Source organism: Pseudomonas sp. WS 5411, assembly GCF_012985595.1.
Taxonomy (GTDB): Bacteria; Pseudomonadota; Gammaproteobacteria; order Pseudomonadales; family Pseudomonadaceae; genus Aquipseudomonas; species Aquipseudomonas shahriarae.
On record NZ_JAARMC010000002.1, the window covers coordinates 324,881 to 340,866 of the forward strand.

Annotated in this window: 12 protein-coding genes and 1 pseudogene; 11 read left to right on the forward strand and 2 right to left on the reverse strand. The window is 60.9% G+C overall.

Going from position 1 to position 15,986, the window contains the following annotated elements; translation table 11 throughout:
• The first annotated feature begins 127 nt into the window (after window positions 1-127).
• From HBR93_RS05275 to HBR93_RS05325, 11 genes and pseudogenes are all read left to right on the forward strand, one after another.
• The gene (locus HBR93_RS05275) at window positions 128-2,347 is read left to right on the forward strand and encodes a primosomal protein N' (RefSeq protein WP_057437227.1); all 2,220 of its coding nucleotides are present in this window, start codon (window positions 128-130) and stop codon (window positions 2,345-2,347) included.
• 180 nt (window positions 2,348-2,527) lie between these two features.
• Window positions 2,528-4,264, forward strand: coding sequence for an arginine--tRNA ligase (gene argS / locus HBR93_RS05280; protein ID WP_057958086.1), 1,737 nt, complete (start codon window positions 2,528-2,530; stop codon window positions 4,262-4,264).
• A 1-nt stretch (window position 4,265) separates the two neighbouring features.
• Window positions 4,266-4,967: an SPOR domain-containing protein gene (locus HBR93_RS05285; RefSeq protein ID WP_115127198.1), complete on the forward strand. Its 702-nt coding sequence runs from the start codon at window positions 4,266-4,268 to the stop codon at window positions 4,965-4,967.
• A 255-nt stretch (window positions 4,968-5,222) separates the two neighbouring features.
• Window positions 5,223-5,753 carry an ATP-dependent protease subunit HslV gene (gene hslV / locus HBR93_RS05290; protein ID WP_017738857.1) on the forward strand — a complete coding sequence of 177 codons (531 nt, stop codon included), beginning with the start codon at window positions 5,223-5,225 and terminating at the stop codon, window positions 5,751-5,753.
• A gap of 38 nt (window positions 5,754-5,791) precedes the next feature.
• Window positions 5,792-7,129 (forward strand): ATP-dependent protease ATPase subunit HslU, encoded by a 1,338-nt coding sequence (gene hslU / locus HBR93_RS05295; RefSeq protein WP_057437226.1) that lies wholly within the window; start codon window positions 5,792-5,794, stop codon window positions 7,127-7,129.
• Window positions 7,130-7,291: 162 nt separating this feature from the next.
• Window positions 7,292-7,669 carry a DUF971 domain-containing protein gene (locus HBR93_RS05300; RefSeq protein WP_057437225.1) on the forward strand — a complete coding sequence of 126 codons (378 nt, stop codon included), beginning with the start codon at window positions 7,292-7,294 and terminating at the stop codon, window positions 7,667-7,669.
• Window positions 7,670-7,919: 250 nt separating this feature from the next.
• Window positions 7,920-9,600, forward strand: a pseudogene (phaC, locus tag HBR93_RS05305) (class II poly(R)-hydroxyalkanoic acid synthase).
• 156 nt (window positions 9,601-9,756) lie between these two features.
• The gene (gene phaZ, locus HBR93_RS05310; RefSeq protein WP_057437223.1) at window positions 9,757-10,614 is read left to right on the forward strand and encodes a poly(3-hydroxyalkanoate) depolymerase; all 858 of its coding nucleotides are present in this window, start codon (window positions 9,757-9,759) and stop codon (window positions 10,612-10,614) included.
• Between the two features lie 102 nt (window positions 10,615-10,716).
• Window positions 10,717-12,399 carry a class II poly(R)-hydroxyalkanoic acid synthase gene (gene phaC, locus HBR93_RS05315; protein WP_169959924.1) on the forward strand — a complete coding sequence of 561 codons (1,683 nt, stop codon included), beginning with the start codon at window positions 10,717-10,719 and terminating at the stop codon, window positions 12,397-12,399.
• A 27-nt stretch (window positions 12,400-12,426) separates the two neighbouring features.
• The gene (locus HBR93_RS05320) at window positions 12,427-13,053 is read left to right on the forward strand and encodes a TetR/AcrR family transcriptional regulator (protein ID WP_128593006.1); all 627 of its coding nucleotides are present in this window, start codon (window positions 12,427-12,429) and stop codon (window positions 13,051-13,053) included.
• 501 nt (window positions 13,054-13,554) lie between these two features.
• Window positions 13,555-14,451: a LysR family transcriptional regulator gene (locus HBR93_RS05325; protein WP_057958069.1), complete on the forward strand. Its 897-nt coding sequence runs from the start codon at window positions 13,555-13,557 to the stop codon at window positions 14,449-14,451.
• Window positions 14,452-14,533: 82 nt separating this feature from the next.
• Here HBR93_RS05325 and HBR93_RS05330 read toward each other — a convergent pair whose 3' ends face one another.
• Window positions 14,534-15,490: a phasin family protein gene (locus HBR93_RS05330; RefSeq protein WP_169959925.1), complete on the reverse strand. Its 957-nt coding sequence runs from the start codon at window positions 15,488-15,490 to the stop codon at window positions 14,534-14,536.
• Between the two features lie 11 nt (window positions 15,491-15,501).
• Window positions 15,502-15,924 carry a phasin family protein gene (locus HBR93_RS05335; RefSeq protein WP_057437211.1) on the reverse strand — a complete coding sequence of 141 codons (423 nt, stop codon included), beginning with the start codon at window positions 15,922-15,924 and terminating at the stop codon, window positions 15,502-15,504.
• Window positions 15,925-15,986: the final 62 nt, after the last annotated feature.

The following is a 15,986-nucleotide window of genomic DNA, read 5'->3' on the forward strand; positions in this document are numbered from 1 at the left end:
ACCAGAGCTTTTTAAACGCGCAAGCGCCGCCATGCCCCCTTTCATCAGAAACTGTGGCAGGACACTCCCCTGCGGGTCTGCTAGGCTCGCGCCCTTCTCCACCGCCTGCCATATGAGAACCTCCCGCGTGCCCGACGCCATTTTGCGCCTCGCCCTGCCCTCGCCCCTGCGCCGTCTGTTCGATTATCGGGCGCCTGCGGGTGTCGTGCGGTCGCAGTTGCAGCCGGGGATGCGCGTGCGCGTGCCGTTTGGCCGAAGGGAGATGATCGGGATTCTGATCGAGGTGGCGGACCACAGCGAAGTACCGGCAGAAAAGCTCAAGCCGGCCCTGGCCATCCTCGATGCCACGCCACCGCTGCCGGCGTCGCTGTTCAAGCTGTGCCTGTGGACCTCCCAGTATTACCAGCACAGCCTGGGCGATACCTTGAGCTGGGCCTTGCCGGTGCTGTTGCGCCAGGGCGAGTTGGCCGAGGCCCGCCAGGAGCGTTTCTGGTCGATGGCCCCCGGCGCGCGCCTGGACGACCCACGCATCGCCCGCGCCCCGCGCCAGCGTGAGGCCCTGGCCACCCTGGCGCAGCATCCCCATGGCGTTGCTCACCAGTTGCTGAGCAAGCTGATGTTGAGCAAGGACAGCCTCGACCTGCTGCTGGCCAAGGAGCTGGTGCAAGTGGAAATCCGCCGCCACGCCCCCGGCGAACGCCATGAACACTGGCTGGCCCAACCGGAATTGCCGCTGAACCCGGAACAACGTGCGGCCTTTGAGGCCATCAGCGCCGGTGCCGACAGCTTTCACGCGTTCCTGCTGGCCGGTGTCACCGGCAGCGGCAAGACCGAAGTCTATTTGCAACTGATCCGCGAAACCCTGGAAGCCGGCAAGCAGGCACTGGTGCTGATCCCCGAAATCAACCTCGGCCCACAGACCCTGGCGCGCTTCGAGCAACGGTTCAATGCACGGATTGCCCTGGTGCACTCGGCCGTCAACGACCGCGAACGCCTGGAGTCCTGGCTCGCCGCCCGGGACGGCGAAGCCGACATTATTATCGGCACCCGCTCGGCGCTGTTCACGCCGATGAAAAACCCCGGCCTGATCATCATCGACGAAGAACACGACGGCTCTTATAAGCAGCAGGAAGGCCTGCGCTACCACGCCCGCGACCTGGCCCTGGTGCGTGCGCGCCAGGAAAACATCCCGATTGTGCTGGGCTCGGCCACCCCCTCCCTGGAAAGCCTGCACAACGCCTACACCGGGCGCTACGGCCTGCTGCGCCTCAACGAGCGCGCGGGCGGCGCCAAACAACCGCGCTTCCTGCGCCTGGATGTGAAAAGCCGGCCACTGGACAGCGGCATTTCCGGGCCGATGCAACAAGCCATCGGCCAGACCCTGGCGGCCGGCCAGCAAGTGCTGGTGTTCCTCAACCGCCGGGGCTTTGCGCCGACCCTGCTGTGCCATGACTGCGGCTGGATGTCCGAGTGCAACCGCTGCGATGCGCGCATGACGGTGCACCAGCGCTCCGGCGAGTTGCGCTGCCACCATTGCGGCCATGTGGAGCGAGTGCCACGCCACTGCCCGCAATGCGGCAAAGTCGACCTGCGGCCGGTAGGCGCCGGCACCGAGCGCGCCGAGGAGCGCCTGGGGATTCTGTTCCCGGACTTCCCGGTACTGCGGGTGGACCGCGACAGTACGTCGCGCAAGGATGCGATGAACCAGCTGTTCGCCACGATCCAGAAAGGCCAGCCGTGCATCCTGGTGGGCACGCAGATGCTTGCCAAAGGTCATCACTTCCCCCGCGTGACCCTGGTTTCGATCCTGGATGCCGATGGCGGCCTGTTCTCCGGGGACTTTCGCGCCAGCGAACGCATGGCGCAGCTGATCGTGCAGGTCGCAGGCCGCGCCGGGCGTGCCGAAGAGCCAGGCAAGGTGATCATCCAGACCCACCTGGCCGACCACCCATTGCTGATTCAACTGACAGAACAAGGCTACTTCGCCTTCGCCGAGCAGGCCTTGAGCGAGCGCCGCTCCGCCGGTTTGCCCCCCTTTGCGCACCTCGCGCTGTTGCGCGCCGAGGCCCATAAACCGGGGCAGGCCGAAGGTTTCCTGGATGAAGCGTGCAGCGCGGCTGAACGCTTGCTCGGCGAGCTGGGTCTGAGCGGCATCGAGTTGCTGGGCCCTGTGCCTGCACCGATGGAGCGCCGCGCCGGGCGTTATCGCGCACAGCTCCTGTTGCAAGCCACCGCCCGCGCGCCGCTACATCGGCTATTAAGTAGCTGGTTGCTTGCTCTGGAGCAAATGCCCAGCGGGCGACAGGTGCGATGGTCGTTGGATGTCGATCCGGTGGATTTGTACTGATAGGTAAATCGCTATCGCCGGCAAGCCAGCCTACATTTTGAACGGTGGGCTTGCCCGCGATGAGGCCCGCAGGTCCAGTAACCGACCTTGATGGTTGGCAAGCCCGCCCTCGCACCGGATAATGTCCAGTTTTTCCACCTGCGCATCGCGCGCCGCCGCATGCGGTCGAAAGAGAACACCATGAAAGACACAATTCGCCAGTTGATCCAACAAGCCCTCACCCAACTCGTCAACGAAGGTGTGTTGCCTGAAGGCCTGACGCCGGCGATCCAGGTGGAAAACTCTCGAGACAAGACCCACGGCGACTTCGCCAGCAACATCGCGATGATGCTGGCCAAGCCCGCGGGCATGAAACCGCGCGACCTCGCGGAAAAAATCATTGCCGCACTGCCATCTGATCCGCAGGTCAGCAAGGCCGAAATCGCCGGCCCCGGTTTTATCAATATTTTCCAGAACACCCAGGCCCTGGCTTCGCGCCTGGACGCAGCCCTGGCCGACGCCAAGATCGGCGTGCGCAAGGCCGGCCCGCTGCAGCGTGTGGCCATCGACCTGTCGGCCCCCAACCTGGCCAAAGAGATGCACGTCGGCCACCTGCGCTCGACCATCATTGGCGACGGCGTGGCGCGGGTCCTGGAGTTTCTCGGCGACACCGTGATCCGCCAGAACCACGTAGGCGACTGGGGTACCCAGTTCGGCATGCTGATGGCATACCTGCAAGAAAACCCCATCACCAGCAACGAGCTGTCGGACCTGGAAAACTTCTACCGCGCCGCCAAAAAGCGCTTTGACGAATCCGAAGAGTTCGCCAACCGCGCCCGTGGCCTGGTGGTCAAGCTGCAGGCCGGCGACCCGGAGTGCCTGGAGCTGTGGGCACGTTTCCGCGATATTTCCCTGTCCCACTGCCAGAAAATCTACGAGCTGCTGAACGTCAAACTGACCATGGCCGACGTGATGGGCGAAAGTGCCTACAACGACGACCTGATCAACGTGGTCAACGACCTCAAGGCCAAGGGTCTGCTGGTTGAGAGCAACGGCGCCCAGTGCGTGTTCCTCGAAGAATTCAAGACCGCCGACGGCGAACCGCTGCCGGTGATCATCGTCAAGGCCGACGGCGGCTATCTGTACGCCACCACCGACCTGGCGGCCGTGCGCTACCGCAGCGGCGTGCTGAAAGCCGATCGCGCGCTGTACTTCGTCGACCAGCGCCAGTCCCTGCACTTCCAGCAAGTGTTCGAAGTGGCGCGCCGCGCCGGTTTCGTCACCCACCCGATGCACATGGAGCACATGGGCTTCGGCACCATGAACGGCGCCGACGGCCGCCCGTTCAAGACCCGCGACGGCGGCACCGTGAAGCTGATCGACCTGCTGAACGAAGCCCAGGAGCGTGCCTACAACCTGGTGAAAGAAAAGAACCCGGAACTGGCCGAAGCCGACCTGCGCAATATCGCCAAGGTAGTGGGTATTGGTGCGGTGAAATACGCCGACCTGTCCAAGCACCGCACCAGCGACTACAGCTTCAACTTCGAGCTGATGCTCAACTTTGAAGGCAACACCGCGCCGTACCTGCTGTATGCCTACACCCGTGTGGCGGGCGTGTTCCGCAAGCTGGGCAAGGATTTCAGCGAAGTCGAAGGGCAGATCGTGCTGGACGCGCCCCACGAGCAGGAACTGGCGGCCAAGCTGGCGCAGTTCGGCGAAGTGCTCAACAGCGTGGGCGAGAAAGGTACGCCACACATTCTGTGCACCTACCTGTATGAAGTCGCCGGGTTGTTCTCCAGCTTCTACGAGAACTGCCCGATCCTGAGCGCCGACGACGAAACGCAAAAGCAAAGCCGCCTGCGCCTCGCCGCACTGGCTGGACGGACCCTCAAGCAAGGCCTGGAACTGTTGGGCCTGGAAACTCTGGAGCGTATGTAAGTTGGCAGCCAAGAAAAAACCTGCACCCAAGCGCGGCGCCAGCCGCTACCAGGCACCGGCAAAACAACCGATCCCGGGCTGGATGTGGCTGGCCATCGGCCTGTCGGTCGGTGCGTTTATCGTGTTCCTGATGAAGCTGGAGCCGGGCCAGGGCGAAGACGTGAAGCGGGTCAAGCAGGAGCAGCAGAAGGCCAGCAAGATCGCCGAAGCGAACAAGACACCGCCGAGCCCGACCGCGCCGGTGAAGCCGAAGTACGACTTCTACACGTTGCTGCCGGAATCGGAAGTGATCGTGCCGCAAGACGCCGTGCCGGAGAAAACCCTGCCGACCCCGCAAGTACCGACCACCCCGGTGACCCCGGCAGAAGCGGCGAAGATCGACACCGCGCGGGCCCAGGCCGCACTGGCCGGGATTACCCCGCCACCGGCACCACCGGTCGCCACCACCAAGGCGGCGCCGGTGACCAAGTTCTTCCTGCAAGCGGGCTCGTTCCCCAAGCAGGCGGATGCGGACCGAGTGCGGGCGCAGATTATCCTGCTGGGGCAAGCGGTAACGGTGGAATCCGGGACGGTGAAGGAAGCGACCTGGTATCGCGTGCTGGTGGGGCCGTTCAGCAACCGTGAACAGCTGACCGTGGCGCAGAAACAACTGGCGGGCGCGGGCTTTAGCAACCTGTTGTTACAACAACGCCAGAGCCGCTGAGCCGCAGCCAACACGGATCAACTGTGGGAGCTGGCTTGCCGGCGATGACGGTGCATCAGTCAATATTTTCAGTGACGGGTGCACCGCTATCGCAGGCAAGCCAGCTCCCACATTGGTTTTATAGGGCTCTCGAGCCTGTGCCAGTGCGCTAGACACCACTCGTCCGCGCACCCTTCCTACGGTTGAAATCTCCCCCGCCACCCCCATATGAGTTCCATCAGGGCATTTTCGCCCCGCAGCGTGGAGACTCTCCCCTTGACCACCATCGTTTCAGTTCGTCGCCACGGCAAAGTCGTCATGGGCGGCGACGGCCAGGTTTCCCTTGGCAATACCGTGATGAAAGGCAACGCGAAAAAAGTGCGTCGCCTGTACCACGGCCAGGTCCTTGCCGGTTTTGCAGGGGCCACCGCTGACGCCTTTACCCTGTTCGAGCGTTTTGAAGGCCAACTGGAAAAACACCAGGGCCATCTGGTACGTGCCGCCGTCGAACTGGCCAAGGAGTGGCGCACCGACCGCTCCCTCAGCCGCCTCGAAGCCATGCTCGCCGTCGCCAACAAAGACGCGTCCCTGATCATCACCGGCAACGGTGACGTGGTTGAGCCCGAAAACGGCCTGATCGCCATGGGTTCCGGTGGGGGCTATGCCCAGGCCGCAGCCAGTGCCTTGCTGAAAAAAACCGACCTGTCGGCCCGGGAAATCGTCGAGACCGCCTTGGGTATCGCCGGCGATATCTGCGTGTTCACCAACCACAACCTGACCATTGAGGAGCAGGACCTCGCGGAATAAGCCGTCGGCTTTTTCCTGCTTGAGGACCACACACCACTATGTCCATGACTCCCCGCGAAATCGTCCATGAACTCAATCGCCATATCATCGGCCAGGACGATGCCAAGCGCGCCGTTGCCATCGCCCTGCGTAACCGCTGGCGCCGGATGCAACTGCCCGAAGAATTGCGCGTTGAAGTAACCCCCAAGAACATCCTGATGATCGGCCCGACCGGTGTCGGCAAGACCGAAATCGCCCGGCGCCTGGCCAAGCTGGCCAACGCACCGTTCATCAAGGTCGAAGCCACCAAGTTCACCGAAGTCGGCTACGTGGGCCGTGACGTCGAGTCGATCATCCGTGATCTGGCCGACGCCGCCCTGAAGTTGTTGCGCGAACAGGAAATGACCAAGGTCAGCCATCGCGCCGAAGACGCTGCCGAAGAGCGCATCCTCGACGCCCTGCTGCCACCGGCACGCGCGGGCTTCAATGAAGACGCCGCTCCTGCCTCGGATTCCAACACGCGCCAGCTGTTCCGCAAGCGCCTGCGTGAAGGCCAGTTGGACGACAAGGAAATCGAGATCGAAGTCGCCGAAAGCGCTGGTGTCGATATCTCGGCGCCGCCTGGCATGGAAGAAATGACCAGCCAGTTGCAGAACCTGTTCGCCAACATGGGCAAGGGCAAGAAGAAAAGCCGCAAGCTCAAGGTCAAGGACGCGCTCAAGCTGGTGCGTGACGAAGAAGCCGGGCGCCTGGTCAACGAGGAAGAACTCAAGGCCAAGGCCCTGGAAGCCGTCGAGCAGCACGGCATCGTGTTTATCGACGAGATCGACAAGGTGGCCAAGCGCGGCAATTCCGGCGGCGTTGATGTCTCCCGCGAAGGCGTACAGCGCGACCTGCTGCCGCTGATCGAAGGCTGCACGGTGAATACCAAGCTGGGCATGGTCAAGACTGACCATATCCTGTTTATCGCATCCGGCGCGTTCCACCTGAGCAAGCCAAGCGACCTGGTGCCGGAGCTGCAAGGCCGCCTGCCGATTCGCGTGGAACTCAAGGCACTGACCCCGGGCGACTTCGAACGCATCCTCAGCGAGCCACACGCTTCGCTGACCGAGCAATACCGCGAGCTGCTGAAAACCGAAGGCCTGGGGATTGAGTTCCTGCCAGACGGTATCAAGCGTTTGGCGGAAATTGCCTGGCAGGTCAACGAGAAGACCGAGAACATCGGTGCCCGTCGCCTGCACACCTTGCTTGAGCGTCTGCTGGAGGAAGTATCCTTCAGCGCCGGCGACATGGCGGGCGCGCAGAATGGCGTGGCGATCAGGATCGACGCCGACTACGTCAACAGCCACCTGGGCGAGTTGGCGCAGAACGAAGACCTGTCTCGTTATATCCTGTAAGACTTGCACAGGAACCGCTCTGCTTTAATGTGGGAGCGGGCTTGCTCGCGAATGCGGTGGGTCAGTTTCTGCAACTGTGACTGACCCACCGCATTCGCGAGCAAGCCCGCTCCCACATTTTAAAGCCGGTTCCTTCAGGATCATCCACGAGCGGTTCCCCCAATGTCTAAAATGCCCACCGCCATCAATCTGCACAAAGCCTCCAAGACCCTCTCTCTGACCTACGGCCCCGACGAGGTCTATCACCTGAGCGCCGAACTGCTGCGGGTGCACTCACCTTCCGCCGAGGTCCAGGGCCACGGCAAACCGATCCTGCAATTCGGCAAGCTGAATGTCGGCCTGACCAAGATCGAACCTGCCGGGCAGTACGCACTGAAATTGACCTTCGACGACGGTCATGACAGCGGACTGTTCACCTGGGACTACCTCTACCAACTCGCCGTACGTCAGGACGCGCTGTGGGCCGATTATCTTGCCGAGCTCAAGGCGGCCGGAAAAACCCGCGACCCGAGCCAGTCCGTCGTCAAGCTGATGCTCTAAATCAAGCCTCTTGCTCATTAGTGGGCATTTTCTAATTTCATCTGCTTGAATGCCCTGTGGTGTGACCAAAGATTGGTCCGCTTGCGCATTAAATAAAACTCGGGTAACCAATGGAGTTGGCAAGTTCCCTGCATTTTACGATGCGGTATCAACGGTCACCCGAGCAGCAGTACCAGGCTTGTGTTGTGCCTCGATAATTGGGTGCACAGCGGTACCCGGTACTCGTCTTTCGGACAATGGAGCGTCGTGGATGAGTAACAAGAATAACGATGACTTGAAACGCCAGGCCTCGGAAAACACCCTGGGGCTGAACCCGATCATCGCATTACGGAAAAAGGATTTACTGGCTTCTGCACGCATGGTGCTAACCCAGGCCATCAAGCAACCCCTGCACAGCGTCAAGCACGTCGCCCACTTTGGCGTCGAATTGAAAAACGTGGTGTTCGGCAAGTCCGAGCTTGCCCCTGAAAGCGATGACCGTCGTTTCAACGACCCGGCCTGGAGCCAGAACCCGCTCTATAAGCGCTACCTGCAAACCTACCTGGCGTGGCGCAAGGAACTGCACGACTGGATCGGCGACAGCAACCTGTCGGAGCAGGACATCAGCCGTGGGCACTTCGTCATCAATCTCATGACCGAAGCCATGGCCCCCACCAACAGCGCCGCCAACCCGGCAGCGGTCAAACGCTTCTTTGAAACCGGCGGCAAGAGCCTGCTCGATGGCCTCTCGCACCTGGCCAAGGACCTGGTGCATAACGGCGGCATGCCGAGCCAGGTGAATATGGGTGCCTTTGAAGTGGGCAAGAGCCTGGGCACCAGCGAAGGCGCGGTAGTGTTTCGCAATGACGTGCTGGAGCTGATCCAGTACAAGCCGATCACCGAACAGGTGTACGAACGCCCACTGCTGGTGGTGCCGCCGCAGATCAACAAGTTTTATGTGTTCGACCTGAGCCCGGACAAGAGCCTGGCGCGTTTCTGCCTGCGCAATAACCAGCAGACCTTTATCGTCAGTTGGCGCAACCCCACCAAGGCCCAGCGCGAATGGGGCCTGTCGACCTATATCGAAGCGCTGAAAGAGGCGGTCGACGTGGTCACGGCGATTACCGGCAGCAAAGACATCAACATGCTCGGCGCCTGCTCGGGCGGCATCACCTGCACCGCGCTGCTGGGCCACTATGCGGCGCTGGGCGAGAAGAAGGTCAACGCCCTGACCTTGCTGGTCAGTGTGCTGGACACCACCCTCGACACCCAGGTAGCCCTGTTCGTCGATGAGCAGACCCTGGAGGCGGCCAAGCGCCATTCCTACCAGGCCGGCGTGCTGGAAGGCCGGGACATGGCCAAGGTGTTCGCCTGGATGCGCCCCAATGACCTGATCTGGAACTACTGGGTCAACAACTACCTGTTGGGCAATGAGCCACCGGTGTTCGACATCCTGTTCTGGAACAACGACACCACGCGCTTGCCGGCGGCCTTCCACGGCGACCTGATCGAACTGTTCAAGAACAACCCGCTGATACGGGCCAATGCCCTGGAAGTGTGCGGCACCCCGATTGACCTCAAGCAGGTGACGGCCGACATCTACTCGCTGGCGGGCACCAACGACCACATCACGCCCTGGCAGTCCTGCTACAAGTCGGCGCAACTGTTTGGCGGCAAGGTCGAGTTCGTGCTGTCCAGCAGCGGGCATATCCAGAGCATCCTCAACCCCCCCCGGCAACCCCAAGGCGCGTTACCAGACCAGCGAGAGCATGGGCGAGAAGGCATTGGACTGGCAGGAAAACGCCACCAAGCATACCGACTCGTGGTGGCTGCACTGGCAGGGCTGGCTAGGGGAGCGTTCGGGCAAATTGAAGAAGTCGCCTGCGAACCTAGGCAATAAAGCCTACGCGGCGGCGGAGGCTGCACCAGGGACATACGTTCACGAGCGCTAAGGCCACACTTTTGTGTGATTGCAATGAGATCAAATGTGGGAGCTGGCTTGCCTGCGATAACGGTGGGTCAGCCAACACATGTACTGACTGACCCGCCGCTAACGCAGGCAAGCCAGCTCCCACATTGACCGCAGTAACACTTCACAGGGCTTGAGCATGCCGCAACCGTTCATCTTCCGTACCATCGACCTGGATGGCCAGACCATCCGCACGGCGGTACGACCGGGCAAGTCTCACTTGACGCCACTGCTGATTTTCAACGGCATCGGCGCCAACCTTGAGCTGGTGTTTCCGTTCGTCCAGGCCCTGGACCCGGACCTGGAAGTGATTGCCTTTGATGTACCCGGGGTGGGCGGGTCATCGACACCCAGTCGCCCCTATCGCTTTCCCGGCCTGGCCAAACTCACCGCGCGCATGCTCGACTACCTGGACTACGGCCAGGTCAATGCCGTCGGGGTTTCCTGGGGCGGCGCCCTGGCACAGCAATTTGCCTACGACTACCCGGAGCGCTGCAAGAAGCTGATCCTGGCCGCCACCGCCGCCGGTGCCTTTATGGTGCCCGGCAAACCGAAGGTGTTATGGCTGATGGCCAGCCCGCGGCGCTATATCCAACCGTCCCATGTGGTGCGCATCGCGCCGATGATTTACGGCGGCTCGTTCCGCCGGGATTCAAAACTGGCCGCCGAACACGCAAGCAAAGTGCGCTCGGCCGGCAAGCTGGGCTACTACTGGCAGCTGTTTGCAGGCCTGGGCTGGACCAGCATTCACTGGCTGCACAAGATCAAGCAGCCGACCCTGGTGCTGGCCGGCGACGACGACCCGCTGATCCCCTTGGTCAATATGCGCATGCTGGCCTGGCGCATCCCTAATGCGCAGTTACACATCATCGACGACGGCCATCTGTTCCTGATTACCCGGGCCGAAGCGGTGGCACCGATCATCATGAAGTTTCTCCAGGAGGAGCGCTTGCGCGCGGTGATCCATCCGCAGCCGGCGCCCCATAGCCACACCTGAGCGGTATCGGGTCAGGACGACCCCTACGCGCAACTTGGCCAGAACCGACTATGGTTCTGAATTGGCGTGCTTGTTGGCGAATTGACGAAGGAGTGTTGACCCATGCGTGACAGACCCGTAAACGTCCCGGCACCTACACCCGCCGCGTTCATCAATGCACAAAGTGCAATCACCGGCCTGCGCGGCCGGGATCTGCTATCGACCCTGCGCACTGTCGCCGCCCACGGGTTGCGCAACCCGTTGCACAGCGCCCGGCATGCGTTGGCATTGGGCGGGCAACTGGGCCGGGTGCTGCTGGGTGAGACCGTGCATGAGCCCAACCCTCACGACAGTCGCTTCGCCGACCCTACCTGGGCCCTCAACCCCCTGTACCGGCGCAGCCTGCAAGCGTATTTGAGCTGGCAGAAACAAACCCGGCACTGGATCGACGACAGCAGCCTGAGCGACGACGACCGTGCACGGGCGCACTTCGCCTTCTCGTTGCTCAACGATGCAGTGTCACCGTCCAACACCCTGCTCAACCCGCTGGCGATCAAAGAGCTGCTCAATTCCGGCGGCCACAGCGTGGTGCGCGGCGTAAGCAACCTGTTCGATGACCTGCTGCACAACAATGGCCTGCCACGCCAGGTCACCAAGCAGGCGTTCGAGGTGGGCAAGACGGTAGCGACCACGCCCGGCTCGGTGGTGTTTCGCAATGAGCTGCTGGAGCTGATCCAGTACAAGCCCATGAGCGAAAAACAGTACGCCAAGCCACTGCTGGTGGTGCCGCCGCAAATCAACAAGTACTACATTTTCGATTTAAGCCCGGCCAACAGCTTCGTGCAGTACGCCCTGAAAAACGGCCTGCAAGTGTTTATGGTCAGCTGGCGCAACCCGGACGTGCGCCATCGCGAGTGGGGCCTGTCGACCTATGTGGCGGCGCTGGAGGAAGCATTGAATATCTGCCGGGCGATCAGCGGCGCCCGCGAAGTGAACCTGATGGGCGCCTGCGCCGGCGGCCTGACCATCGCCGCCCTGCAAGGCCACCTGCAGGCCAAGCGCCAACAACGGCGGGTCGCCAGTGCCACTTACCTGGTAAGCCTACTGGACAGCCAGATCGACAGCCCCGCCACGCTGTTTGCCGACGAACAGACCCTGGAAGCGGCCAAGCGCCGTTCCTACCAGGAAGGGGTGCTGGATGGTCGCGACATGGCCAAGGTCTTTGCCTGGATGCGCCCCAATGACCTGATCTGGAACTACTGGATCAACAACTACCTGCTGGGCAAGGAGCCGCCGGCGTTCGACATTCTGTACTGGAACAACGACAACACCCGCTTGCCGGCGGCCTTGCATGGCGATCTGCTGGATTTCTTCAAGCACAACCCCTTGAGCCATCCCGGTGGCCTGGAAGTCTGCGGCACGCCCATCGACTTGCAGAAGGTTACCGTCGACAGCTTCAGCGTGGCCGGGATCAACGATCACATCACCCCGTGGGACGCGGTCTACCGTTCGACCTTGCTGCTGGGCGGCGACAAACGTTTTGTGCTTTCCAACAGCGGGCATATCCAGAGCATCCTCAACCCGCCGGGCAACCCCAAGGCGAACTTCGTCGAGAACCTCAAGCTGAGCAGCGATCCACGCGCCTGGTACTACGACGCCAGCCACATCGAGGGCAGTTGGTGGTCGCAGTGGCTTGAGTGGATCCAGCAACGCTCCGGGGTGCAGCGCGAAACCCTGACGGCCCTGGGCAACCAGAACTACCCACCGATGGAAGCAGCACCGGGCACCTATGTGCGGGTGCGCTGAGCTCAACGATCAGATTAAGAAGACTGGATGAAAACCCGCGACCGGATCCTTGAATGTGCCCTGCAGTTGTTCAACCACAAGGGCGAGCCAAATGTTTCAACCATGGAGGTGGCCAATGAAATGGGGATCAGCCCCGGCAACCTCTACTACCACTTCCATGGCAAGGAGCCCCTGGTACTGGGGCTGTTCGAGCGCTTTCAGGGGGAGTTGGCACCGCTGCTCGACCCGCCGCCGGATGTGCAGTTGGCGCCCGAGGATTACTGGCTGTTCCTGCACTTGATCGTCGAGCGCATGGCGCACTATCGGTTCCTGTTCCAGGACCTGTCGAACCTGGCCGGACGCTTGCCCAAATTGGCCAAGGGGATTCGTAACCTGCTGACCGCGCTCAAGCGCACACTGGCCTCACTGCTGGCACGGCTCAAGGCACAAGGGCAGTTGGTCAGCGAGACCCAGGCACTGGGGCAGTTGGTGGAGCAGATCACCATGACACTGCTGTTCTCCCTGGACTACCAGCGGATCCTGGACCGCGAGGCCGAGGTGCGGGTGGCGGTGTATCAAGTGATGATGCTGGTGGCACCGCACCTGTTGATGCCGGCACGGTTGGCCACCGAGCGTTTTGCACTACGCTACCTGGACGACACACAGCCCGCGTAGGCCGGCGACTTACAAGTCTGCAACCAAGGTTGACAGACTTACATCGTCATCTATTGCTGTTGCAACTTCCCGCTATTGCTTTTCTCACTTGGCAATTATCACGGGCGCCAATGTATTACGCCGGCAGCCTCTTTGAAGTAACCATCACCGAAAACCCTGATCGACGAATAGCGCATAACGATATGGGTAACTTTGAATATGATCGCAAACACACACTTGAGCACTGCGATCACCGACGCTTTCTTTTCCTTCTCAAGAGCCCCCGAGCCCCACGCTACCTGATGCAGACGGCCAGGGCAGTGAACCACGGGCAGGGTTTCAAATTCGTGCAAATACCTAACCAGACCGATAGGTGGCACCATCAAGCTCTGTAACATGATAGGTAATACGAAAGATTGACCGCATGTAACATGCCCGGGTTTTATAATGACGATTAAAGAGTAACGACGTAGCATCATTATAAAAAACCGTATTACATATCTCTCAGCGAAAGGGATTCTTGTGGATATCAGATTTCTCGAAAGTTTGATTGCCGTCATCGAGACCGGCTCAATCGCCGCAGCGGCGCGCAGGGAAAACCTTACCGCCCCGGCGATCAGCCAGCGTATCCAGGCGCTTGAACGCTCTCTTTCCTGCGAGTTGCTCAACCGAGCGGCCCATTCTGTCGGTCCTTCCGAGCAGTGCCTTGTACTCTTGCCGAGCATTCGCGCCCTGATTCAGGGCTGTGCACAACTACACGACGAGCTGGATGCGGGCGGGCTGTCCGGCGACCTGCGGCTGGGAGCCGTGTCCACGGCATTGACCGGTATCCTGCCGCAGGTCATGGAACAACTGCTGGTCGCGGCACCACGCTTGCGCCTGCGGATCACTCCGGGCGATTCGCGCAACCTTTATGAACAGGTCGTCGCCGGCGAGTTGGACGCTGGCATCATGGTGCGACCGCCCTTTGCATTGCCTAAAACCCTGACCCTGGAAGTGTTGCGGCGCGAGTCATTGATGATTCTTACAAAAGCGCCTGTCGAACCCGGTGAAATTGCCTCGACCATTCTTTCCCACCCGCTGATCAGCTATGACACCAATGCCTGGGGCGGCCAGATCGCCCAGCAGTACCTTCAAGACCACCAATTACAGCCAGATGTGCTGTGCAATCTGGATGCCTTGGAGGCGATATCCCTGATGGTCGCCAAGGGCATGGGCGTATCCCTGGTGCCGGCATGGGCCGGGTTGAAGACCGACGATGTGTACGCAACACCAACAAGCCACACGAACGCCTACCAGCGGGAGATTGTTCTGCTCTACCGATCAACCCCGAGGCGGCCCCAGGCATTGAAGGTACTCAACAACCTGCTGATGCAAACCTGCCGCGAATCCGAGGCCCCAGGCGAGCCCGACCGTTAGACGTGTATCACTGTCGGTGTTCCACCCGCCAAAAAAAACGCCCGGCCTTTAAGGCCGGGCGTTTTTACACGTCCCCCGAAAATCAGGACTGACTGGATGGCGTCGGGGTTGCCGGCGTTACAGTCGGGGTCGCCGCGGCCGGCGTCGGCGCAGTGGCCGAGTTGGTCGCAGGTGCCGGGGTTGCAGGCTTGGCCGCGACAGCTGGCTTGGGCGCTGCAGGCTTCTTGGCTACGGCGGGTTTCTTCGCCGCGGGCTTTGCAGCAGGTTTCGCGGCCGGTTTCGCGGCAGCCGGTTTGGCAGCGGGTTTGGCTGCAACTGGCTTGGTCGCCGGCTTGGCGGCAGCGGTTTTGGCCACTGGCTTGGCGGCAGGTTTGGCTGCCGGCTTGGCCGCTGGTTTTGCCGCAGCTTTGGCCGCTACCGGCTTCTTGGCTGCTGGTTTGGCTGCTGCCGTTTTCGCCGCGGGCTTGGCTGCTGCCTTGGCCGCAGGTTTAGCTGCTGGCTTGGCTGCAGGTTTGGCTGCGGCCTTGGCCAATGGCTTGGCCACGGTTTTCGCTGCTGGTTTGGCCGCAGCCGTTTTCGCGGCCGGCTTGGCAGCAGGCTTGGCCGCCGCTTTGACTGGAGCGACTTTAGCGCCGGTCAGCTTTTCGATTTGCTTGGTCAGGGTATCGACCTTGCTGTGCAGCGCCTTGACTTCATTGCGGCTAGGCACACCCAGGCGCGAAATAGCACTGTTCAGGCGCTTGTCGAGTGCGCCTTCGAGTTCGCCCCAAGTACCCAGTACCTGTTTTTTTGCATCACTGATACGGGACTTGGCAGAGCTCGCGCTCGCCTTGGCCGCATCGACTTGCTTGCCCACTGTGCTCTTGGTCAACTTCTCGGCCTTCTCGCCGTCTTTAACCAAAGTCTCGAAGAGTTTGCTACCGTCACTGTCGATCTTCGAGTACACGCCTAAACCAGCCAGCCAGATCTTGCGGGAGTATTCTTCAACTTTCCCGACCCAAGAGCTGCCTTCTTTCTGAGTAGTCTTTTTAACAGCCATCCGATGTCTCCTTAGTGTTTACGCGCGACACGTTCGAGCAATGCCGTTAGCTCATCGAGCTTAGCAGAGAGTGTCTCCACGTCATGTTTAGACGCAATGCCGATTCGATTCAAGGCACTTGCAACACGCTCGTCAAAAGCCTTCTCGACTTTATCCAGTTGCACTTCGACGCGACCTTTGACGCTGGAGACATTGCTCTTAACGTAATCAATCTGACTGTTGGCGGCATCAAGTTGTTCATTCACAACTTTTTTGCCTTTACTTTCAACATGTTGACCCGTCTTAACGAGTTCCTTGAAGTACTCGCTGCCTTCGCTGCCGACCTTCGCGTAAGCCCCCAAACCCGCCAACCAGATCTTGCGAGCATAGATTTTAACGTCGCTCAGGGCGCTGATTTGGGTGTCGATTTTTTTCTTCAAAATAACTTTGGCCATGGTGCACCTCACGCATAAAAGGGTGGAGGAACTGCCCACAGGAGTTGAGGGCTGAGTACAAA